This window comes from Actinocorallia libanotica (genome assembly GCF_039525175.1).
GTDB classification, from domain to species: Bacteria; Actinomycetota; Actinomycetes; order Streptosporangiales; family Streptosporangiaceae; genus Actinocorallia; species Actinocorallia libanotica.
In genome coordinates this window covers 1-15,212 of the sequence record NZ_BAAAHH010000061.1, presented here as the reverse complement: position 1 = coordinate 15,212, position 15,212 = coordinate 1, and the positions used below count along the sequence as shown (strand labels likewise).

The window sequence follows — 15,212 nt, the reverse complement described above, 5'->3', positions numbered from 1 at the left end:
CGGGTGACCAAGGGGCGACGCCGAAGGTTTACCCGTCCTTGAAGCCGGCCGCCCTCAGCCGAGGAAGACCACGAACTCCTCCAGCGAGATCAGCCCGTCGTCGTCGGCGTCGGCCTTGGCGAAGATCCGATCCATCTCCTCGGACGTGATCGGCGTCCCGTTGCGCTCGTACAGCCGCGCCAGCTCCGCCGGGGAGATCAGCCCGTCCCCGTTGGTGTCCACCACGGGGAACAGCTCCCTGGCCTTCTCCTCACTCAGCACCATCCGAGCATCCCTCTTCCGCTTCCCGACACTTGCCACCAACTTAGCGTGCGGCGTTCCCGGCGCAGGGGTCCTCACCGCCGCCGGCCCTCCTCCGGCCCGCCGACCGGACCGCCAAAACGCTATAAGCAAGGACTTACCTCAGCGAAAGGGCGCGGGTTAGGTTGGTCTCCCCGTCGGAAGGATCCCAAAGATGCCGTCCTTCAACCTCGCCGACCTGTTCGAGATCGTCGCCGACGCCGTGCCCGACCGGCTCGCCCTGGTCGCGGGCGACACCCGCCTGACCTACGCCGAGCTCGACGCGCGGGCCAACCGGGTCGCCGCGGTCCTGGCCGAGGCGGGAGTCGGGCCCGGAGACCGGGTGTCGATCCTGTCGGTCAACCGCGCCGAATGGCTGGAGGCCCAGATCGCCGCCTTCAAGCTGCGGGCGGCTCCGGTGAACGTCAACTACCGCTACACCGCGGGCGAGCTCGCCCATGTGATCGGCGACTCGGGCAGCGCCGCGGTGGTCGGCGAGCGCGGCCCTCTGTCGCGGCTCGGCGACGCCCGCGACCGGCTGCCCGAACTGCGCTCCGTGCTGGTGCTCGAGGACGGGAGCGAGGAGGAGGTGCCCGGAGGGGCGGCGTACGAGGAGGCGCTGGCCGCCGCCTCGCCCGCGCGGGTGCCCGCCGAGCGCTCCGGAGACGACCTCTTTCTGCTCTACACCGGCGGCACCACCGGCCTGCCCAAAGGCGTCATGTGGCGCAGCGAGGACATGTTCTTCCAGGGCATGGGCGGCGGCAACATGGTCGGCGAGCCGATCCAGCGGCCCGAGCAGGCGGGTGAGAACGCCCTGGCGGGCGGGCTCACCATCATGTGCAACGCGCCGCTCATGCACGCCGCGGGCATCTGGGTGTCCTGGGCGGCCCTGACCTCCGGCTCGAAGCTGGTGCTGTGGTCGGAGCCGAGCTTCTCGGCCGCCGGGATCCTGGAGGTCGCCGCGCGGGAGGGCGCGCAGGTGATGACCACGATCGGCGACACCATGGCCCGGCCGATCGCCGACTTCCTGGAGGCCAACCCCGGCGCCTACGACCTGTCCTCCCTGCTCGTCGTGGCCACCGGCGGCTCGGTCACCTCCCCCGACGTGAAGGAGCGGCTGCAGCGGGCGCTGCCTTCGCTGATGACGGTCCTCGACCCGATCGGCGGTTCGGAGACGGGCACCGCCGCGCGGGCCGTCGAACCGGGCCCGGACGGGACGCCGCGCTTCATGCCCCAGCCCGACGCCGCGGTGCTGGACGAGAAGCTGCGCCGGATCGAGCCGGGCTCGGACGAGATCGGGGTCTTCGCCCGCTCCGGACGCATCCCGATCGGCTACTGGAACGACCCGGTGAAGACCGCGGCGACGTTCGTGACCGACGCGGACGGCGTCCGGTGGTCGTTGCAGGGCGACATGATGCGCGTCGACGCCGAGGGGAACATGGTCCTGCTCGGCCGGGGCTCGACCGTGGTCAACACCGGCGGGGAGAAGGTGTACGTCGAGGAGGTCGAGGGCGCGCTGAAGTCGCACCCGGCCGTCTACGACGCGCTGGTCGTGGGGGTGCCCGACGAGCGGCTGGGGCAGCGGGTGACCGCGGTGGTCTCGGTCAGCGGCCCGGTGGACGAGGAGGAGCTGCGCGGGCACTGCCGCGAGGTCATCGCCGGATACAAGATCCCCAAGCGGATCCACGTGGTGGACGAGGTGCGCCGCACGCCGTCGGGCAAGGCCGACTACCCCTGGGCCAAGCGGACCGCGGCGGAGCTCGGCTGAGGGGCCGCGGGAGCGCGGCGCGCTTAAAATTGCGCGCTGCGCAGTTTTTCTCCGAATAAAAGATTGCGTGGCACGCAGGAAGCGCATACCGTCGCCTGCGTGAACCTCAGGGAGCGCAAGAAGGAGGCGACGCGGCAGGCGCTGAGCCGCGCCGCGGTCGACCTCGCCCTGGAGCACGGACCGGAGAACGTGCGGGTGGAGGACATCGCCGCCGCGGCCGGCGTCTCCCCCCGCACCTACAACAACTACTTCTCCAGCCGGGAGGCGGCGATCTGCGCCATCCCCGTCGCCCGCAACCGGGAGCTGGGGGAGCGGCTGAGGGCGCGGCCCCCCCAGGAGCCGCTGGCCGAGGCCTGCGTCCGGGCCGTGCTCGAGCACCACGCGGAGCAGGGGTCCCCGGACTGGCGGATCATGCGCATGATCTTCTGCGACCGGGGGCTGCACGGGGAGTTCCTCAAGAGCCACAAGGCGATGTCCCAGCCCCTGGTGGAGGCCATCGCCGAACGCTGCGGGCTCGACCCCGAACGCGACATGTTCCCCACCCTGCTGGCGGCCTCCCTGGGCACCGCCGTCCGGATCGCCACCCAGCACTGGCTCGAACACGAGCAGCACACCGGCCGCCCGCTCCTGGACGCGCTGCGGGAGGGACTGCTGCACGTCGCCCCCGTCGCGTCCGCCCACGACCACCGCTGACACGGACCGGCCCCGCCGGTCCCCCACCACCCCTAGCGAGCCACCCTTGCTGATCAGACTCGTCCGCGAGTACCTGCGGCCCTACCACCGGGACCTGTCCCTGCTGGTGGGGCTGCAGTTCCTCGCCACCCTGGGCATGCTCTACCTGCCCACCCTGAACGCCGACATCATCGACGACGGAGTGGTCACCGGCGAGACCGGCACCATCCTGCGGCTCGGCGGGGTCATGCTCGCGGTCTCCGTGGGCCAGGTCCTGTGCTCCGTCGGCGCGATCTACTTCGCCGCCCGCACCTCCGGGGCGCTCGGCCGCGACCTGCGCTCGGCGCTGTTCGCCCGGGTGCAGCGCTTCTCCACCCGCGAGGTCGGCCAGTTCGGCACCCCCTCGCTCATCACCCGCACCACCAACGACGTGCAGCAGGTGCAGATGCTCGTCGTGATGGCGATGACCATCGCGGTGACCGCGCCGATCATGGCGGTCGGCAGCGTGATCATGGCGCTGCGCCAGGACGTGCCGCTGACCTCCCTGCTCCTGATCATCCTGCCGCTGCTGTCGGGCGCCGTCGCCTACGCGCTGTCGCGGATGCACCCGCTGTTCCGCACCATCCAGGAGCGGCTCGACCAGCTCAACCGCATCCTGCGCGAGCAGATCACCGGCGTCCGCGTGGTGCGCGCGTTCGTCCGCGACGAGCAGGAGACCGAGCGCTTCGACCGCGCGAACGTCGAGCTGATGGACGTCTCCCGGCGCGCGGGCAACTTCATGAGCCTCATCTTCCCGCTGGTGCTGGGCGTGGTGAACGTCGCCAGCGTGGCGGTCCTGTGGTTCGGCGGGCACCGCATCGCCGACGGCGGCATGGAGATCGGCGCGCTCACCGCGTTCATCAGCTACCTGATGCAGACGCTGATGAGCGTGATGATGGCGACGTTCATGTTCATGATGGCGCCCCGCGCCTCGGTCTGCGCCGAGCGCATCCAGGAGGTGCTGGACACCGAGTCCAGCGTCGCTCCCCCGGCCGAGCCCGTCACCGAGACCACCGGGCACGGCACCCTGGAGCTGCGGGACGTGGAGTTCGGCTACCCCGGCGCCGAGGAGCCGGTGCTGCACGGGGTGAGCCTGGCCGCCCGGCCCGGCGAGACCGTCGCGATCATCGGGTCGACCGGCAGCGGCAAGACCACCCTGGTCAACCTCGTGCCGCGGCTGTTCGACGCCACCGGCGGCGGCGTCCTCGTCAACGGCGTGGACGTGCGGGAACTCGACCCGTCCCGGCTCGCCGACCTCATCGGGCTGGTGCCCCAGCGGCCCTACCTGTTCTCCGGGACCATCGCCTCCAACCTGCGCTACGGCCGTCCCGAGGCGACCGACGAGGAGCTGTGGCACGCCCTGGAGATCGCCCAGGCGAAGGACTTCGTGGAGCGCATGCCCGAAGGGCTCGACACGCCCGTCTCCCAGGGCGGCACCACCGTCTCCGGCGGCCAGCGCCAGCGCCTGGCCATCGCGCGCGCCCTGGTGCACCGCCCGGAGATCTACCTCTTCGACGACTCCTTCTCCGCCCTCGACTACACCACCGACGCCCGGCTGCGCGCCGCCCTGGCCGCCGAGACCGCCGACGCCACCGTCCTCATCGTGGCCCAGCGCGTCAGCACCATCCGCCACGCCGACCGGATCGTGGTCCTCGACCACGGCCGCGTCGTGGGGACCGGCACCCACGACGAGCTGATGGCCGGCAACGAGACCTACCGGGAGATCGTCCTCTCCCAGCTCACCGAACAGGAGGCCGCGTGACCACGCCCAAGAGCCCCGGCGGATCCGGGGGACCGGCCGCGGGCGGGCCGCCCCGCACCGGGCCCGGCGCCTGGATGGCCGGACCCAACCTGGAGAAGTCCGCGGACTTCACCGGTTCGGCCAAGCGGCTGCTGAACAGCCTCCGGCCGGAACGCGCGCTGATCGTCCTCGCGCTGACGATGACCGCGGTGAGCGTGGCGCTGACCGTCGCCGGGCCGAAGATCCTCGGCATGGCCACCGACCTCATCTTCAACGGGGCCATCTCCTCGAAGCTGCCCGAGGGCGCCACCAAGGAGCAGGTCGTCGCCGGACTGCGCGAGCGGGGCGACGACGACTTCGCCGACATGATCTCCTCGATGGACATCGTCCCCGGGGAGGGCATCGACTTCGGCGCGGTCGGCCGGGTGCTGCTCGTCGCGCTCGCCGTCTACCTGGTGGCGAGCGTGCTCGCGGTGATCCAGGGCCGGGTGACCACCGCGGTCGTGCAGAAGTCGATGTACCGGCTGCGCGCCCAGGTGCAGGCCAAGCTCGCCCGGCTGCCGCTGAGCTACTTCGACCGGCAGCAGCGCGGCGAGGTGCTCAGCCGGGTCACCAACGACATCGACAACCTGTCGCAGAGCATGCAGCAGACGCTGAGCATGGCGGCGAACTCGCTGCTGACCATCGTCGGCGTGCTGGCGATGATGTTCTGGATCTCGCCGATGCTGGCGCTGGTCGCGCTGGTCACGGTGCCGCTGTCGATGGTCGTCGCCGCGAAGATCGGCGGCCGGTCCAAGCCGCAGTTCATCCAGCAGTGGGCCAGCACCGGCAAGCTCAACGCGCACATCGAGGAGATGTACACCGGGCACACGCTGGTGACGGTCTTCGGCCGCAAGGACGAGGCGGCGCACACGTTCGCCGAGCAGAACGAGAGCCTCTACCAGGCCTCGTTCAAGGCGCAGTTCATCTCCGGGATGATCCAGCCCGCGATGATGTTCATCGGCAACATCAACTACGTGCTGGTCGCGGTCATCGGCGGCCTGCGCGTCGCCAGCGGGTCGCTGTCGCTGGGCGACGTGCAGGCGTTCATCCAGTACTCGCGGCAGTTCACCCAGCCGCTCAGCCAGATCGCGAGCATGGCGAACCTGGTGCAGTCGGGCATCGCGTCGGCCGAGCGGGTCTTCGCGCTGCTGGACGCCGAGGAGCAGCGCCCGGACCCGGCCGAGCCCGCCGTGCTGGAGCGCACCGAGGGCCGTGTCGCCTTCGAGCACGTGAACTTCTCCTACAAGGAGGACGAGCCGCTCATCGAGGACCTGTCCCTGGCCGTCGAGCCCGGCCAGACCGTGGCGATCGTCGGCCCGACCGGCGCCGGCAAGACCACGCTGGTCAACCTCCTCATGCGCTTCTACGAGCTGGACGGCGGCCGCATCACCGTGGACGGGGTGGACATCGCCGAGATGCGCCGCGCCGACCTGCGCTCGCGCACCGGCATGGTCCTGCAGGACGCCTGGCTGTTCGGCGGCACCATCGCCGAGAACATCGCCTACGGCAACGCCGGGGCCACCCGCGAGCAGGTCGTCGAGGCGGCGAAGGCCACCCAGGTCGACCCGTTCGTGCGCACCCTGCCCGAGGGCTACGACACCGTCCTGGACGAGGAGGGCGGCACGGTCAGCGCGGGCGAGAAGCAGCTCATCACCATCGCCCGCGCCTTCCTGGCCGAGCCGGCCGTCCTCATCCTGGACGAGGCGACCAGCTCGGTCGACACCCGCACCGAGGTCCTCATCCAGCGGGCGATGCGCAGCCTCCGCCAGGGCCGCACCAGCTTCGTCATCGCCCACCGCCTGTCCACCATCCGCGACGCCGACCTCATCCTCGTCATGGAGCACGGCACCATCGTGGAGCAGGGCACCCACGAGGAGCTGATCGCCGCGAACGGCGCCTACCAGCGCCTGTACGCCGCCCAGTTCGCCGAGGCCATCACCACCTGACCCCTCCCGCTCTCCGGAGGCCGGGCCCTTTCGGGCCCGGCCTCCTCCTGTCGGCGACCCGCCGCCCCCGGGTTCCCGGCGGGCAGGATAGTCTCCCGATCTTGCCCGGTCCCCTACCGTGGCCTGCCCGTTCCCCCGTCAGAGGAGTCACACCATGCGCGGAGCGCCCTCCGCGGTACTCGCACGCCGCCCTGCCGACGCGGCGGACACGGAGCACCGTGGCGACGCGGCCGTGCCCGCCACGCCCTGGCGGTTCCTCCTGCGGGGCGTGACCCGCAACAAGGCGCGCATGGCGGGCTTCCTGCTGCTGCTCACCCTCTGGCAGCTGTGCGAGACGCTCGTGCCCGTCATGATCGGCCTGATCATCGACCGGGCGGTGGCGACCTCGGACTGGCGGGAGCTCGCCCTGGGCGGCGGCGGCCTCGTCCTGCTCTTCGGCGTGCTCTCCTACGCCTACCGCTTCGGCGCCCGGCTGGGCTTCGGCGTCATCCAGCGCGAACGCCACCGGATCCGCGCCGAGATCGCCCGGCGCGCCCTGGACGCCCGGGGAGTGCGCACCGACGCGCTCACCGGCGAGACGCTCTCCCTGGCCACCTCCGACACCGACAGCGTGGTGTTCGCGCTGCGGTCGCTGGGCTACAGCCTGGCCGCGGCGGGGTCGCTGGCGCTCAGCGCGTGGGTGCTGCTCGACCTCCACACCGGGCTCGGGCTCGTCGTCCTCATCGGCGTGCCCGTCGTCATGGCCGCGGTCCAGGCGCTGGGCCCGCTGGTCTCCCGGCGGGCCCGGGACCAGCAGGCAGGGACGGCGCACGCGACCGGCATCGCCGTCGACCTCGTGCGCGGCCTCCGCGTCCTGCAGGGCATCGGCGCCGAGGACAGGGCGGCGGCCCGCTACCGCGAGGTCAGCCGCCGGGCGCGGATCGCCGGGATCCGGGGAGCGCAGACCCACGGCGCGATGCTCGGCCTGACGAGCCTGCTGAGCGGGGCGTTCCTGGCCCTCGTCGCGTTCCTCGCCGGCGACCTCGCGCTGTCCGGCGAGATCACCGTCGGCGGGCTCGTGACGGTGGTCGGCCTCAGCCAGTACCTCGCCGAGCCGATCGAGACGGTCGGCGGCATCGGCGCCCAGGCGGCACAGGCCCACGCCTCCGCCGGACGCATCCTCACCCACCTCACCGGCCCGCCCCTGGTCGCGGCCGGGACCCGCACTCCGCCCCCGGACGGGGCGGAACTGCGGCTGGACGGGCTGAACGGACGGCACCTGGCGGGGCTGAGCGCGCTCTCCCGGCCCGGGGAGATGCTGGGCCTCGCCTTCGAGGACCCCGCGTGCGCGGGCGAGCTGCTGGACGCCCTCGCCGTCGGATCCGCCTCCATCACGCTGGGCGGCGTGCCGCTCGACGAGCTCTCGACCGAGGCGCGGCGCGCGCGCCTGGTGGTGGCCCCCCACCACGTAGACCTGTTCGAGGGGACGCTCCGCGACAACATCGACCCGGCCGGCGCACTCGACGACGACGCGCTCGACGCCGTCCTGGCCGCCTCGGCCTCCGCCGACGTCGCCGACCCCGACTCCGGCGGGACCGACCGGCCCGTCTCCTCCGGCGGCGCCTCGTACTCGGGCGGGCAGCGCCAGCGCGTCGCGCTCGCCCGCGCCCTGGCCTCCCGGGCACCGGTCCTCGTGCTGCACGACCCCACCACCGCCGTCGACGCCGTCACCGAGCACCGGATCGCCGCCGGCGTGCGCGACCTGCGGCACCGGACCGGGTCCGCGCTGACCACCTGGCTGGTGACCTGCTCGCCCGCCCTCCTGGCGCGGTGCGACCGCGTCCTCCTCGTCCGCGGCGGCGCGGTCGCCGACGAGGGCGCCCACCGCGACCTGGTCGCGAAACCTGAATACCGTGAGCTGGTGCTGCGATGACCCACGAGTTGCTGCCCATCGCGTCCTGGCGCGAGACCTCCCGGTTCGCCCGGACGCTCGCCCTCCGGCACCGCGGGCCGCTGGCCGGCGCCGCGGTCTCGTTCGTCCTGGTCGGCCTGTGCTCCCTGGTGCCGCCGTGGATGCTCGGCAGGATCGTCGACGCCGTCGCCGCCGGGGAGGCGTCGATCGCGCCGTACGCCGCCGCCATCGCCGTGTCCGCGGTGCTGGGCGCCCTCTTCACCGCCGCCTCGGTCGCGTTCCTGGCCCGCGCCGGTGAACCCGCCCTCGCCGAGCTGCGCGAGGAGGTCCTGGACACCGCCCTCCACCTCGACGCCCAGCGGCTCGAGGCGGCCGGGACCGGCGACCTGGTCTCCCGGGTCGGCGACGACGCCGGCACCGTGGCCGACTCCCTCGGCGAGATCGTGCCCCTGCTGGCGAACTCGGTGGTCATGATCGGGTTCACGGCGGCCGGCATGTTCGCCCTCGACTGGCGGCTCGGGCTCGCCGGGCTCGCCGCGGCGCCCTTCTACGTGCTGGGCCTGCGCTGGTACCTGCCCCGCTCGGGCCCGCTCTACCGCGAGGAGCGCATCGTCCAGGGCGAGCTGACCGAGTCGCTCGTCGGCGGCCTGAACGGCGCGGCGACCCTGCGTGCCCTGGGCCACGAGGACCGCCAGACCGAGATCATCGACGCGCGCTCGGCGCGGGCCAGGGACCTGAGCCTCACGGTGTTCCGGCTGCTGACGCGTTTCTTCGCCAGGTCCAACCGGGCCGAGCTCATCGGGCTCGGCGCGGTGCTGGCCACCGGGTTCCTGCTGGTGCGCGCCGACGCGGTGACCATCGGCGCGGTCACCGCCGCGGCGCTCTACTTCCACCGGCTGTTCAACCCGATCGGCGCGCTGCTGTCCGTCTTCGACACGCTGCAGTCGGCGGGCGCCGCCCTCGCCCGGCTCGTGGGCGTCACCCGGATCCCGCGACCCCCCCGGCAGGCGGCCGCCCCCACCGAGCCGGGCCCGCTGGTGCTCGACTCCGTCAGCCACTCCTACACGCCCGGCCGCCCCGTGCTGGCGACGACCTCCCTCACCATCGCCCCCGGCGAGCGGATCGCCCTGGTCGGCGCCAGCGGCGCGGGCAAGACCACGCTCGGCGCGATCGCCCGCGGCGTCCTCACCCCGACCGGCGGCACGGTCTCGCTGGCCGGCCGCCCCTACGAGACGCTGCACCCGGGTGACATCCGCACCCGCGTCGCCCTGGTCAGCCAGGACGTCCACGTCTTCGCCGGGACCCTGCGCGACGCCCTCGCCCTGGCCGTCACCGACCCGGACGACGCGCAGCTGCTCGCCGCGCTGCGGGCCGTGGGCGCCGACGGCTGGACGGCCGCGCTCCCCGACGGCCTCGACACCCGGATCGGCGACGGCGGGCAGCCCCTCACCCCCGCCCAGGCGCAGCAGATCGCGCTGGCCCGGGTCGTGCTCGCCGACCCCTGGTTCGTCATCCTCGACGAGGCGACCGCCGAAGCCGGCTCCGCCGGAGCCCGCGACCTGGAGAAGGCGGCGCTCGCCGCTTCGGACGGCCGGGGCGCCCTCGTCATCGCCCACCGGCTCACCCAGGCCGAGGCCGCCGACCGGATCCTCGTCCTCCACGAGGGGACCGTGGTGGAGCAGGGCACCCACACCGAACTCCTCGCCCTCGGCGGCCGGTACACCGAGCTCTGGCAGGCGTGGTCGAGCGGAGCCGAACCGCACCTGGTGTGACCCTTCGCCACGACTGAGCCGGCGGAAGGGGCGCGGCGGCGGCTCCGCGCAGCGACCAGGCGCGCAGGCCCCGGTGACGGCGGCCTCGCCGGGCGGCGCATCCGCCTTGGGCGAATTCCCGGGAGCGGCGGTCGACGGGTCAGTCGCGCAGGCGGGTGAGCGACCGCGGGGTGAGGCGTGCCGCGAGACCCTCCAGGAGGGTGACGACCTCGGCGATCAGATCGGGGTCGGAAGTGTCCAGGGCCTTGGCCAGAGCGGCGTCGATGGAGACCGCGCGGACCTGCTCCACCCGAGCGGAGATCTCGGGTGCGGGCCGGATGAGGACGCGCCGCCGGTCGCGGGCATCGGGCTCGGTGATGACGGCTCCGGCCTCGCGGAGCCGGGCCACCGCGGCCGAGACGGCGCTCTGCGGCAGGCCCGTACGGGTGACGATCTCGCTGATCGCGCTGCCGGGGTTCGCGCGGACGTCGCTGACCACGATCAGTACCGTCCGAACGGAGCCCGGCTGGTCGGCCAGGCCTTCGGTGGGCAGCGCCTCCTCACCGATCTTCATCAGCGTACGCCCGAGGAGGAACAGGTCGATTCCATTCACAGGACCAAGATACATCAGAAAAGATACATCTTTATTGATACATCTATCTTGATCGATTATGGTCGGTCGCGAACACGGCATTCGGCCGTCACCGCGAAAGGACCCCCCATGCCCGCCACCGGCCATCTGCCCGTCCCCGGCGCCACCCTCTACTACGAGACCCGCGGCACCGGCCCGGTCCTGCTCATCTCCCAGAGCGGTGAAGGCGACGCCGGTCGCAGCACCGATCTGGTCGACCTTCTCTGCGCGACCCGCACCGTCGTCACCTACGACCGGCGCGGCCTCTCTCGCAGCACCCTGAAGGATCCCGGCCGCGGAGCGACGATGGCCGAGCACGCCGACGACGTCCATCGCCTGCTCGCCGAACTCACCGACGAACCCGCGGCGATGCTCGGCTGCAGCCTGGGCGCCGTCATCGGCCTGCACCTGGCCGTCCGACACCCCGCGCAGATCCACACCCTCATCGCCCACGAGCCGGTCGCCCCCCGGCTCCTGCCCGCGGCCGAACGCATCCGCCACGAACACGAGCTCGCCGAAATCCAGCAGATCTACCGCAGTGAAGGGCTGGCGTCCGCGTTCAAGGCCATCGCCGAGGTGCTGGGCATCGACACCGCCCAGCCCGACGCCGAACCGGATCTGACCCCCCAGCCCATGACGCCCGGGCGCGTCGCGAACTTCGACTTCTTCCTCGAACACGACTTCACCGCCGTCATCGGCGACGCCCTCCCGGTGTCCGAACTGACCGGCACCACCACCCGGATCATCCCCGCGGCGGGCCGCACCACCCCGCGAGACGTCTTCGACCGCCGCTGCGCCGAGCAACTGGCCGCCCTCCTCGGCACCGAGCTCGCCGAGTTCCCCGGCGGCCACAACGGCAACACCACCCACCCCCGCGCCTACGCCGCACGACTCCTCGACGTCCTCGACGCCCCGGCCACCTGACGGCGGGCCGGGGCGGATGGAACCGACCGGGCCCCCGCGGACCCGGTCGGGTCGTCACCAGGCGAAGGCCTCCGGGGAGGGGCCGGGGCCGGGGAAGATCTCCTCCAGTTTCTCGAGGACCTCCGGGGAGAGTTCCAGGGCGGCGGCGCGCAGGCCCGACTCCAACTGCTCCAGGGTGCGGGGGCCGACGATGGGACCGGTGATGCCCGGGCGGGTCAGGAGCCAGGCCAGTCCCACCTCGCCGGGTTCCAGGCCGTGGGCGGCGCAGAGTTCCTCGTAGGCCTCGATCTTCGCGCGGGTCGCGGGGTCGGAGAGGAGCTGCCGGTTGCGTTCGGACAGCGAGCGGGCGCCGCCGCCCTCACGTTCCTTGCGCAGCACTCCGCCGAGCAGGCCGCTCTGCAGCGGCGACCACGGGATGACGCCGAGCCCGTACGCCTCGGCCGCCGGGATGACCTCCATCTCGGCGCGCCGCTCGAAGAGGTTGTACAGGCACTGCTCGCTCACCAGGCCGAGCGATCCGCGCCGCGCCGCCGTCTCGTTGGCCCGCGCGATCGCCCAGCCGGGGAAGTTCGACGAGCCGACGTACAGCACCTTCCCCTGCTGCACCAGCACGTCCATCGCCTGCCAGATCTCCTCCCACGGAGCGGCGCGGTCGATGTGGTGGAACTGGTAGACGTCGATGTGGTCGGTGCCGAGCCGCCGCAGGGACTCCTCCGCCGCCCGCCGGATGTTCAGCGCCGAGAGCTTGTCGGCGTTCGGCCACGGCTTCCCGTCGGCGCCCATGCTCCCGTACACCTTGGTGGCCAGCACGGTCTTGTCCCGGCGCCCGCCGCCCTGCGCGAACCACGTCCCGATGATCTCCTCGGTCCGCCCCTTGTTCTCCCCCCACCCGTACACGTTGGCCGTGTCGAAGAAGTTGACGCCCGCGTCCAGCGCCGCGTCCATGATCTTGTGGCTGTCCGCCTCGTTGGTCTCCGGCCCGAAGTTCATCGTCCCGAGCACCAGCCGACTCACCTTGAGCCCGGTACGTCCCAGCTGCACATAGTCCATACCCCCACAACACCCCGAAGCCGCATGATCTTCCAGCCCCGGACCGCACTTTCCCCGGCCCGCCACGCAAAAGCCCCGCTCCCCACCGAAAACCCACCCGAGGGAAAGCCGTTCCCACCGTCGAGCAGTCCTTCGCCGTCACCCCAGCAGGAGGTCGAGGAGCCGGTCGCCGTCACCTGCACAGGGCGCCCGCAGGATGTTGAGGAGTCGTTCACCGCCACCCCCGCAGAACGCCCCCCAGCAGGAGGTCGAGGAGCCGGTCGCCATCACCCACGCAGGGCGCCCGCAGGGTGTTGAGGAGCCGTTCATCGCCACCCTCGCAGAACGCCCCCAGCAGGATGCCGAGGAGCCGGTCACCGTCACCCGCACAGGGCCGCCCGCAGGACGTCGAGGAACCGTTCACCATCACCCCCGCAGGTGCCCAGGAGGTCGAGGAGCCGGTCGTCATCAGCCCGCAGAACGCCCCCTGCGGGGTCGGACGAACCGCGCCCGCTCTTGCGGGTCCAGCCGTTCGGTCGCGTGCCGGACGGTGATCCGCGGCAGCCCGGGGGCATGCCGGTCGAGGAAGTCGACCAGCGCCTTCTCGTCGTGGCGGCCGATCTCCCGCAGCATCCACCCCAGCGCTTTGTGGATCAGCGGCTCCGGATCCCGGCGCAGCGCGAGCACCAGCTCGAACGTCGGCTCGTAGCGGCCGGCGCGGATCAGCGCCAACGTGGCGACCACCGCGATCCGCCGCTCCCACAGGGAGGCCGAGCCGGCGAGCCGCCCCAGGACGTCCGTCCCCTCCTCCAGAAGCCAGGGCCCCAGCACGACCGGCGCGGAACCGTCCACCAGGTCCCAGTTGTCCACACGCCCGGTGCGCGCCAGGTAGAAGTCCACCAGCGCTCCGCGCTCGGCGCCACGGGCCGTACGCACCCGCTCGGCCAGGATCAGCAGCCCCGCGAACCGCTCCTCGTGGACCCCGCTGCGCACCAGCGAGTCCACTTCCTCCAGCTCCAGCCCCCGATGAGTCCGAGCCAGCCCGCGCAGCACCGGCACCCGCACACCGAGCAGCTCGTCATCCTCCGCGGGCGAGAGCACCCTCTCCAGCTGAACACGCACCCGAGCCTCGGCCAGCTCCCGCAACTCCGCCCGCAACCGCTCGAGAGAGACATCCGTCATGCACCGGGACGATAACGCGACACGCGACCGATCCGAGCGCCTGTCCCCGCGTCACCCGTGAAACCCGGCCGACATCGGTTCGAGACCACCCACACATCGAGCCCGATCTCCTCCCCCGGGAGTCCGGGAGTCCGGGAGTCCGCGGATCCGGGCGACATCACAGTGCCCGCTCTCCGGGGAGGAACCGCGTCCTTATCTGTTCTGCGCCATGGAAAAGAAAGTCGCCACAGAAAAAACTCGGCACGCGGCGTCGGCACCACTCAATCCGGACCCGACGCATGGACGTCAATCCGGACCCGACGCATGGACGCGAAGCAGAGCGGCCGCCGAGGAGAGGTCGTCATGCGCGACGACGCAGGCGGTCAGATGCGCATCGAGCGCCGCGTGAAGCCAGGACGGCGCGGCCTCATCGGCCCGAAGCCGACGAGCCAGTCCCTGAAGGCGGACCACGCAACGCTCAAGAGCCACCACATCGGACTCCAGACGAGCGACATGTTCACTGAGCAAATCGGTCATCAAGCCTCCAAAACGAACGAACGTCCATCAGCTCTCCACCGTGAGAAGCCGCCTACCGGGTTTCCGGTCCTGTAGGAACACCCGCCCCAGGCCGAGTACGAACAGCTGGACGCCGATCGTCCTCGACGAGCAGTTCGATCGTCGTTCCCCAGAGGGGAGCGAAGCGGTCACAAAGGTTCAGAACGGGACGGGCGGTCACGGAGATCCGGCTGACGACCACAGAGATCCAGGTGAAAGACATGTCCATTGCTCCCGGGCGAAGGACGGTCCCGTGGATCCCCGGTGAGAGGAATGGGGGCATTGCAGGACGAGAGATACGCGGAAGAGGTCGTCTGGCGGAAAGGCAGCCGCATGGCCCGGTGAGAGGAGCGAAGGAACCGCTCAAGACAGGAGACGCGCAGAAGGCCTGGGATGGCAGAAGGGCGGCCATATGGCCGGGCGGGAGGAGAAACGGCCGCGGATCTGGACGAGAGGAACGGGAGGAGTCGCCCGGCAGGGGGACGGATGCGGGGTTCCAGCGGGAAGTGCGAGAGAACCGCGCGAGGCGGGAGACGCGCGGAGGACGTGAGTCGAGAGACGTGCGGAAGACGGGAGCCAGCGAAGCCCTGTTCATGGCGGGTCGGAAGAGGGGTGGTCGTGGAGAGCCAAAAGAAGGAGCGGTCATAGCGGGCCGGGAAGAGGAGCGGTCATGGCAGGTCGAGAGGAGGGGTGGCCGTGGAGGCCCAAGAGAAGGAGCGGTCGGCGAGCCAAGAAGAGAGGTGGCCGTGCAGGACCAAGAGGAGGAGTGGTCATGGCGGGTCG

13 protein-coding genes are annotated in these 15,212 nt (G+C 71.8%); 7 read left to right on the top strand and 6 right to left on the bottom strand.

The genetic code is table 11. The annotated features are described in order from the left end of the window. Positions 1-54: 54 nt before the first annotated feature. Entirely contained in the window at positions 55-300 is a 246-nt protein-coding gene (locus tag ABD140_RS37525; RefSeq protein ID WP_344247376.1) for an EF-hand domain-containing protein, read from the bottom strand. Positions 301-454: 154 nt separating this feature from the next. On the opposite strand from ABD140_RS37525, the gene ABD140_RS37520 reads away from it, so the two are divergent. The 6 genes from ABD140_RS37520 to ABD140_RS37495 all read left to right on the top strand — a co-directional run bounded on the left by ABD140_RS37520 (position 455) and on the right by ABD140_RS37495 (position 10,150). Next, positions 455-2,047, top strand: coding sequence for an acyl-CoA synthetase (locus ABD140_RS37520; protein WP_344247374.1), 1,593 nt, complete (start codon positions 455-457; stop codon positions 2,045-2,047). Between the two features lie 99 nt (positions 2,048-2,146). Then, positions 2,147-2,740 (top strand): TetR/AcrR family transcriptional regulator, encoded by a 594-nt coding sequence (locus ABD140_RS37515; protein WP_344247372.1) that lies wholly within the window; start codon positions 2,147-2,149, stop codon positions 2,738-2,740. A 46-nt stretch (positions 2,741-2,786) separates the two neighbouring features. Next, positions 2,787-4,520: an ABC transporter ATP-binding protein gene (locus ABD140_RS37510; protein WP_344247370.1), complete on the top strand. Its 1,734-nt coding sequence runs from the start codon at positions 2,787-2,789 to the stop codon at positions 4,518-4,520. Then, complete coding sequence (locus ABD140_RS37505; protein WP_344247368.1) at positions 4,517-6,487, top strand: ABC transporter ATP-binding protein; 1,971 nt, start codon at positions 4,517-4,519, stop codon at positions 6,485-6,487. Before ABD140_RS37510 ends, ABD140_RS37505 begins: the two co-directional genes overlap by 4 nt. 154 nt (positions 6,488-6,641) lie before the next feature. Further along, positions 6,642-8,399: an ABC transporter transmembrane domain-containing protein gene (locus ABD140_RS37500; RefSeq protein WP_344247365.1), complete on the top strand. Its 1,758-nt coding sequence runs from the start codon at positions 6,642-6,644 to the stop codon at positions 8,397-8,399. Then, on the top strand, positions 8,396-10,150 hold the full coding sequence (locus ABD140_RS37495; protein ID WP_344247363.1) for an ABC transporter ATP-binding protein: 1,755 nt from the start codon (positions 8,396-8,398) through the stop codon (positions 10,148-10,150). Before ABD140_RS37500 ends, ABD140_RS37495 begins: the two co-directional genes overlap by 4 nt. 139 nt (positions 10,151-10,289) lie before the next feature. Here ABD140_RS37495 and ABD140_RS37490 read toward each other — a convergent pair whose 3' ends face one another. Further along, complete coding sequence (locus tag ABD140_RS37490) at positions 10,290-10,742, bottom strand: MarR family winged helix-turn-helix transcriptional regulator (protein ID WP_344247361.1); 453 nt, start codon at positions 10,740-10,742, stop codon at positions 10,290-10,292. A gap of 108 nt (positions 10,743-10,850) precedes the next feature. Between ABD140_RS37490 and ABD140_RS37485 the strand changes: the two genes are divergently transcribed. Further along, positions 10,851-11,684, top strand: a complete 834-nt coding sequence (locus tag ABD140_RS37485; protein ID WP_344247359.1) for an alpha/beta fold hydrolase — start codon at positions 10,851-10,853, stop codon at positions 11,682-11,684. A 54-nt stretch (positions 11,685-11,738) separates the two neighbouring features. On the opposite strand, the gene ABD140_RS37480 is transcribed toward ABD140_RS37485, so the two are convergent. The 4 genes from ABD140_RS37480 to ABD140_RS37465 all read right to left on the bottom strand — a co-directional run bounded on the left by ABD140_RS37480 (position 11,739) and on the right by ABD140_RS37465 (position 14,411). Next, positions 11,739-12,734, bottom strand: a complete 996-nt coding sequence (locus ABD140_RS37480) for an aldo/keto reductase (RefSeq protein WP_344247357.1) — start codon at positions 12,732-12,734, stop codon at positions 11,739-11,741. A 211-nt stretch (positions 12,735-12,945) separates the two neighbouring features. Next, positions 12,946-13,182, bottom strand: a complete 237-nt coding sequence (locus ABD140_RS37475) for a hypothetical protein (RefSeq protein WP_344247355.1) — start codon at positions 13,180-13,182, stop codon at positions 12,946-12,948. Next, positions 13,182-13,895, bottom strand: a complete 714-nt coding sequence (locus ABD140_RS37470; protein WP_344247353.1) for a DNA alkylation repair protein — start codon at positions 13,893-13,895, stop codon at positions 13,182-13,184. The genes ABD140_RS37475 and ABD140_RS37470 overlap by 1 nt, the downstream gene beginning before the upstream one ends. A gap of 285 nt (positions 13,896-14,180) precedes the next feature. Further along, entirely contained in the window at positions 14,181-14,411 is a 231-nt protein-coding gene (locus ABD140_RS37465; RefSeq protein WP_344247351.1) for a hypothetical protein, read from the bottom strand. Positions 14,412-15,212 lie beyond the last annotated feature (801 nt).

What these genes read in the sequence shown, in the direction of transcription:
- ABD140_RS37520 (WP_344247374.1), top strand. Translation starts at nt 455, where the DNA reads ATGCCGTCCTTCAACCTCGCCGACCTGTTCGAGATCGTCGCCGACGCC.
- ABD140_RS37500 (WP_344247365.1), top strand. Translation starts at nt 6,642, where the DNA reads ATGCGCGGAGCGCCCTCCGCGGTACTCGCACGCCGCCCTGCCGACGCG.
- ABD140_RS37495 (WP_344247363.1), top strand. Translation starts at nt 8,396, where the DNA reads ATGACCCACGAGTTGCTGCCCATCGCGTCCTGGCGCGAGACCTCCCGG.
- ABD140_RS37485 (WP_344247359.1), top strand. Translation starts at nt 10,851, where the DNA reads ATGCCCGCCACCGGCCATCTGCCCGTCCCCGGCGCCACCCTCTACTAC.
- ABD140_RS37480 (WP_344247357.1), bottom strand. Translation starts at nt 12,734, where the DNA reads ATGGACTATGTGCAGCTGGGACGTACCGGGCTCAAGGTGAGTCGGCTG.
- ABD140_RS37475 (WP_344247355.1), bottom strand. Translation starts at nt 13,182, where the DNA reads ATGACGACCGGCTCCTCGACCTCCTGGGCACCTGCGGGGGTGATGGTG.
- ABD140_RS37470 (WP_344247353.1), bottom strand. Translation starts at nt 13,895, where the DNA reads ATGACGGATGTCTCTCTCGAGCGGTTGCGGGCGGAGTTGCGGGAGCTG.
- ABD140_RS37465 (WP_344247351.1), bottom strand. Translation starts at nt 14,411, where the DNA reads ATGACCGATTTGCTCAGTGAACATGTCGCTCGTCTGGAGTCCGATGTG.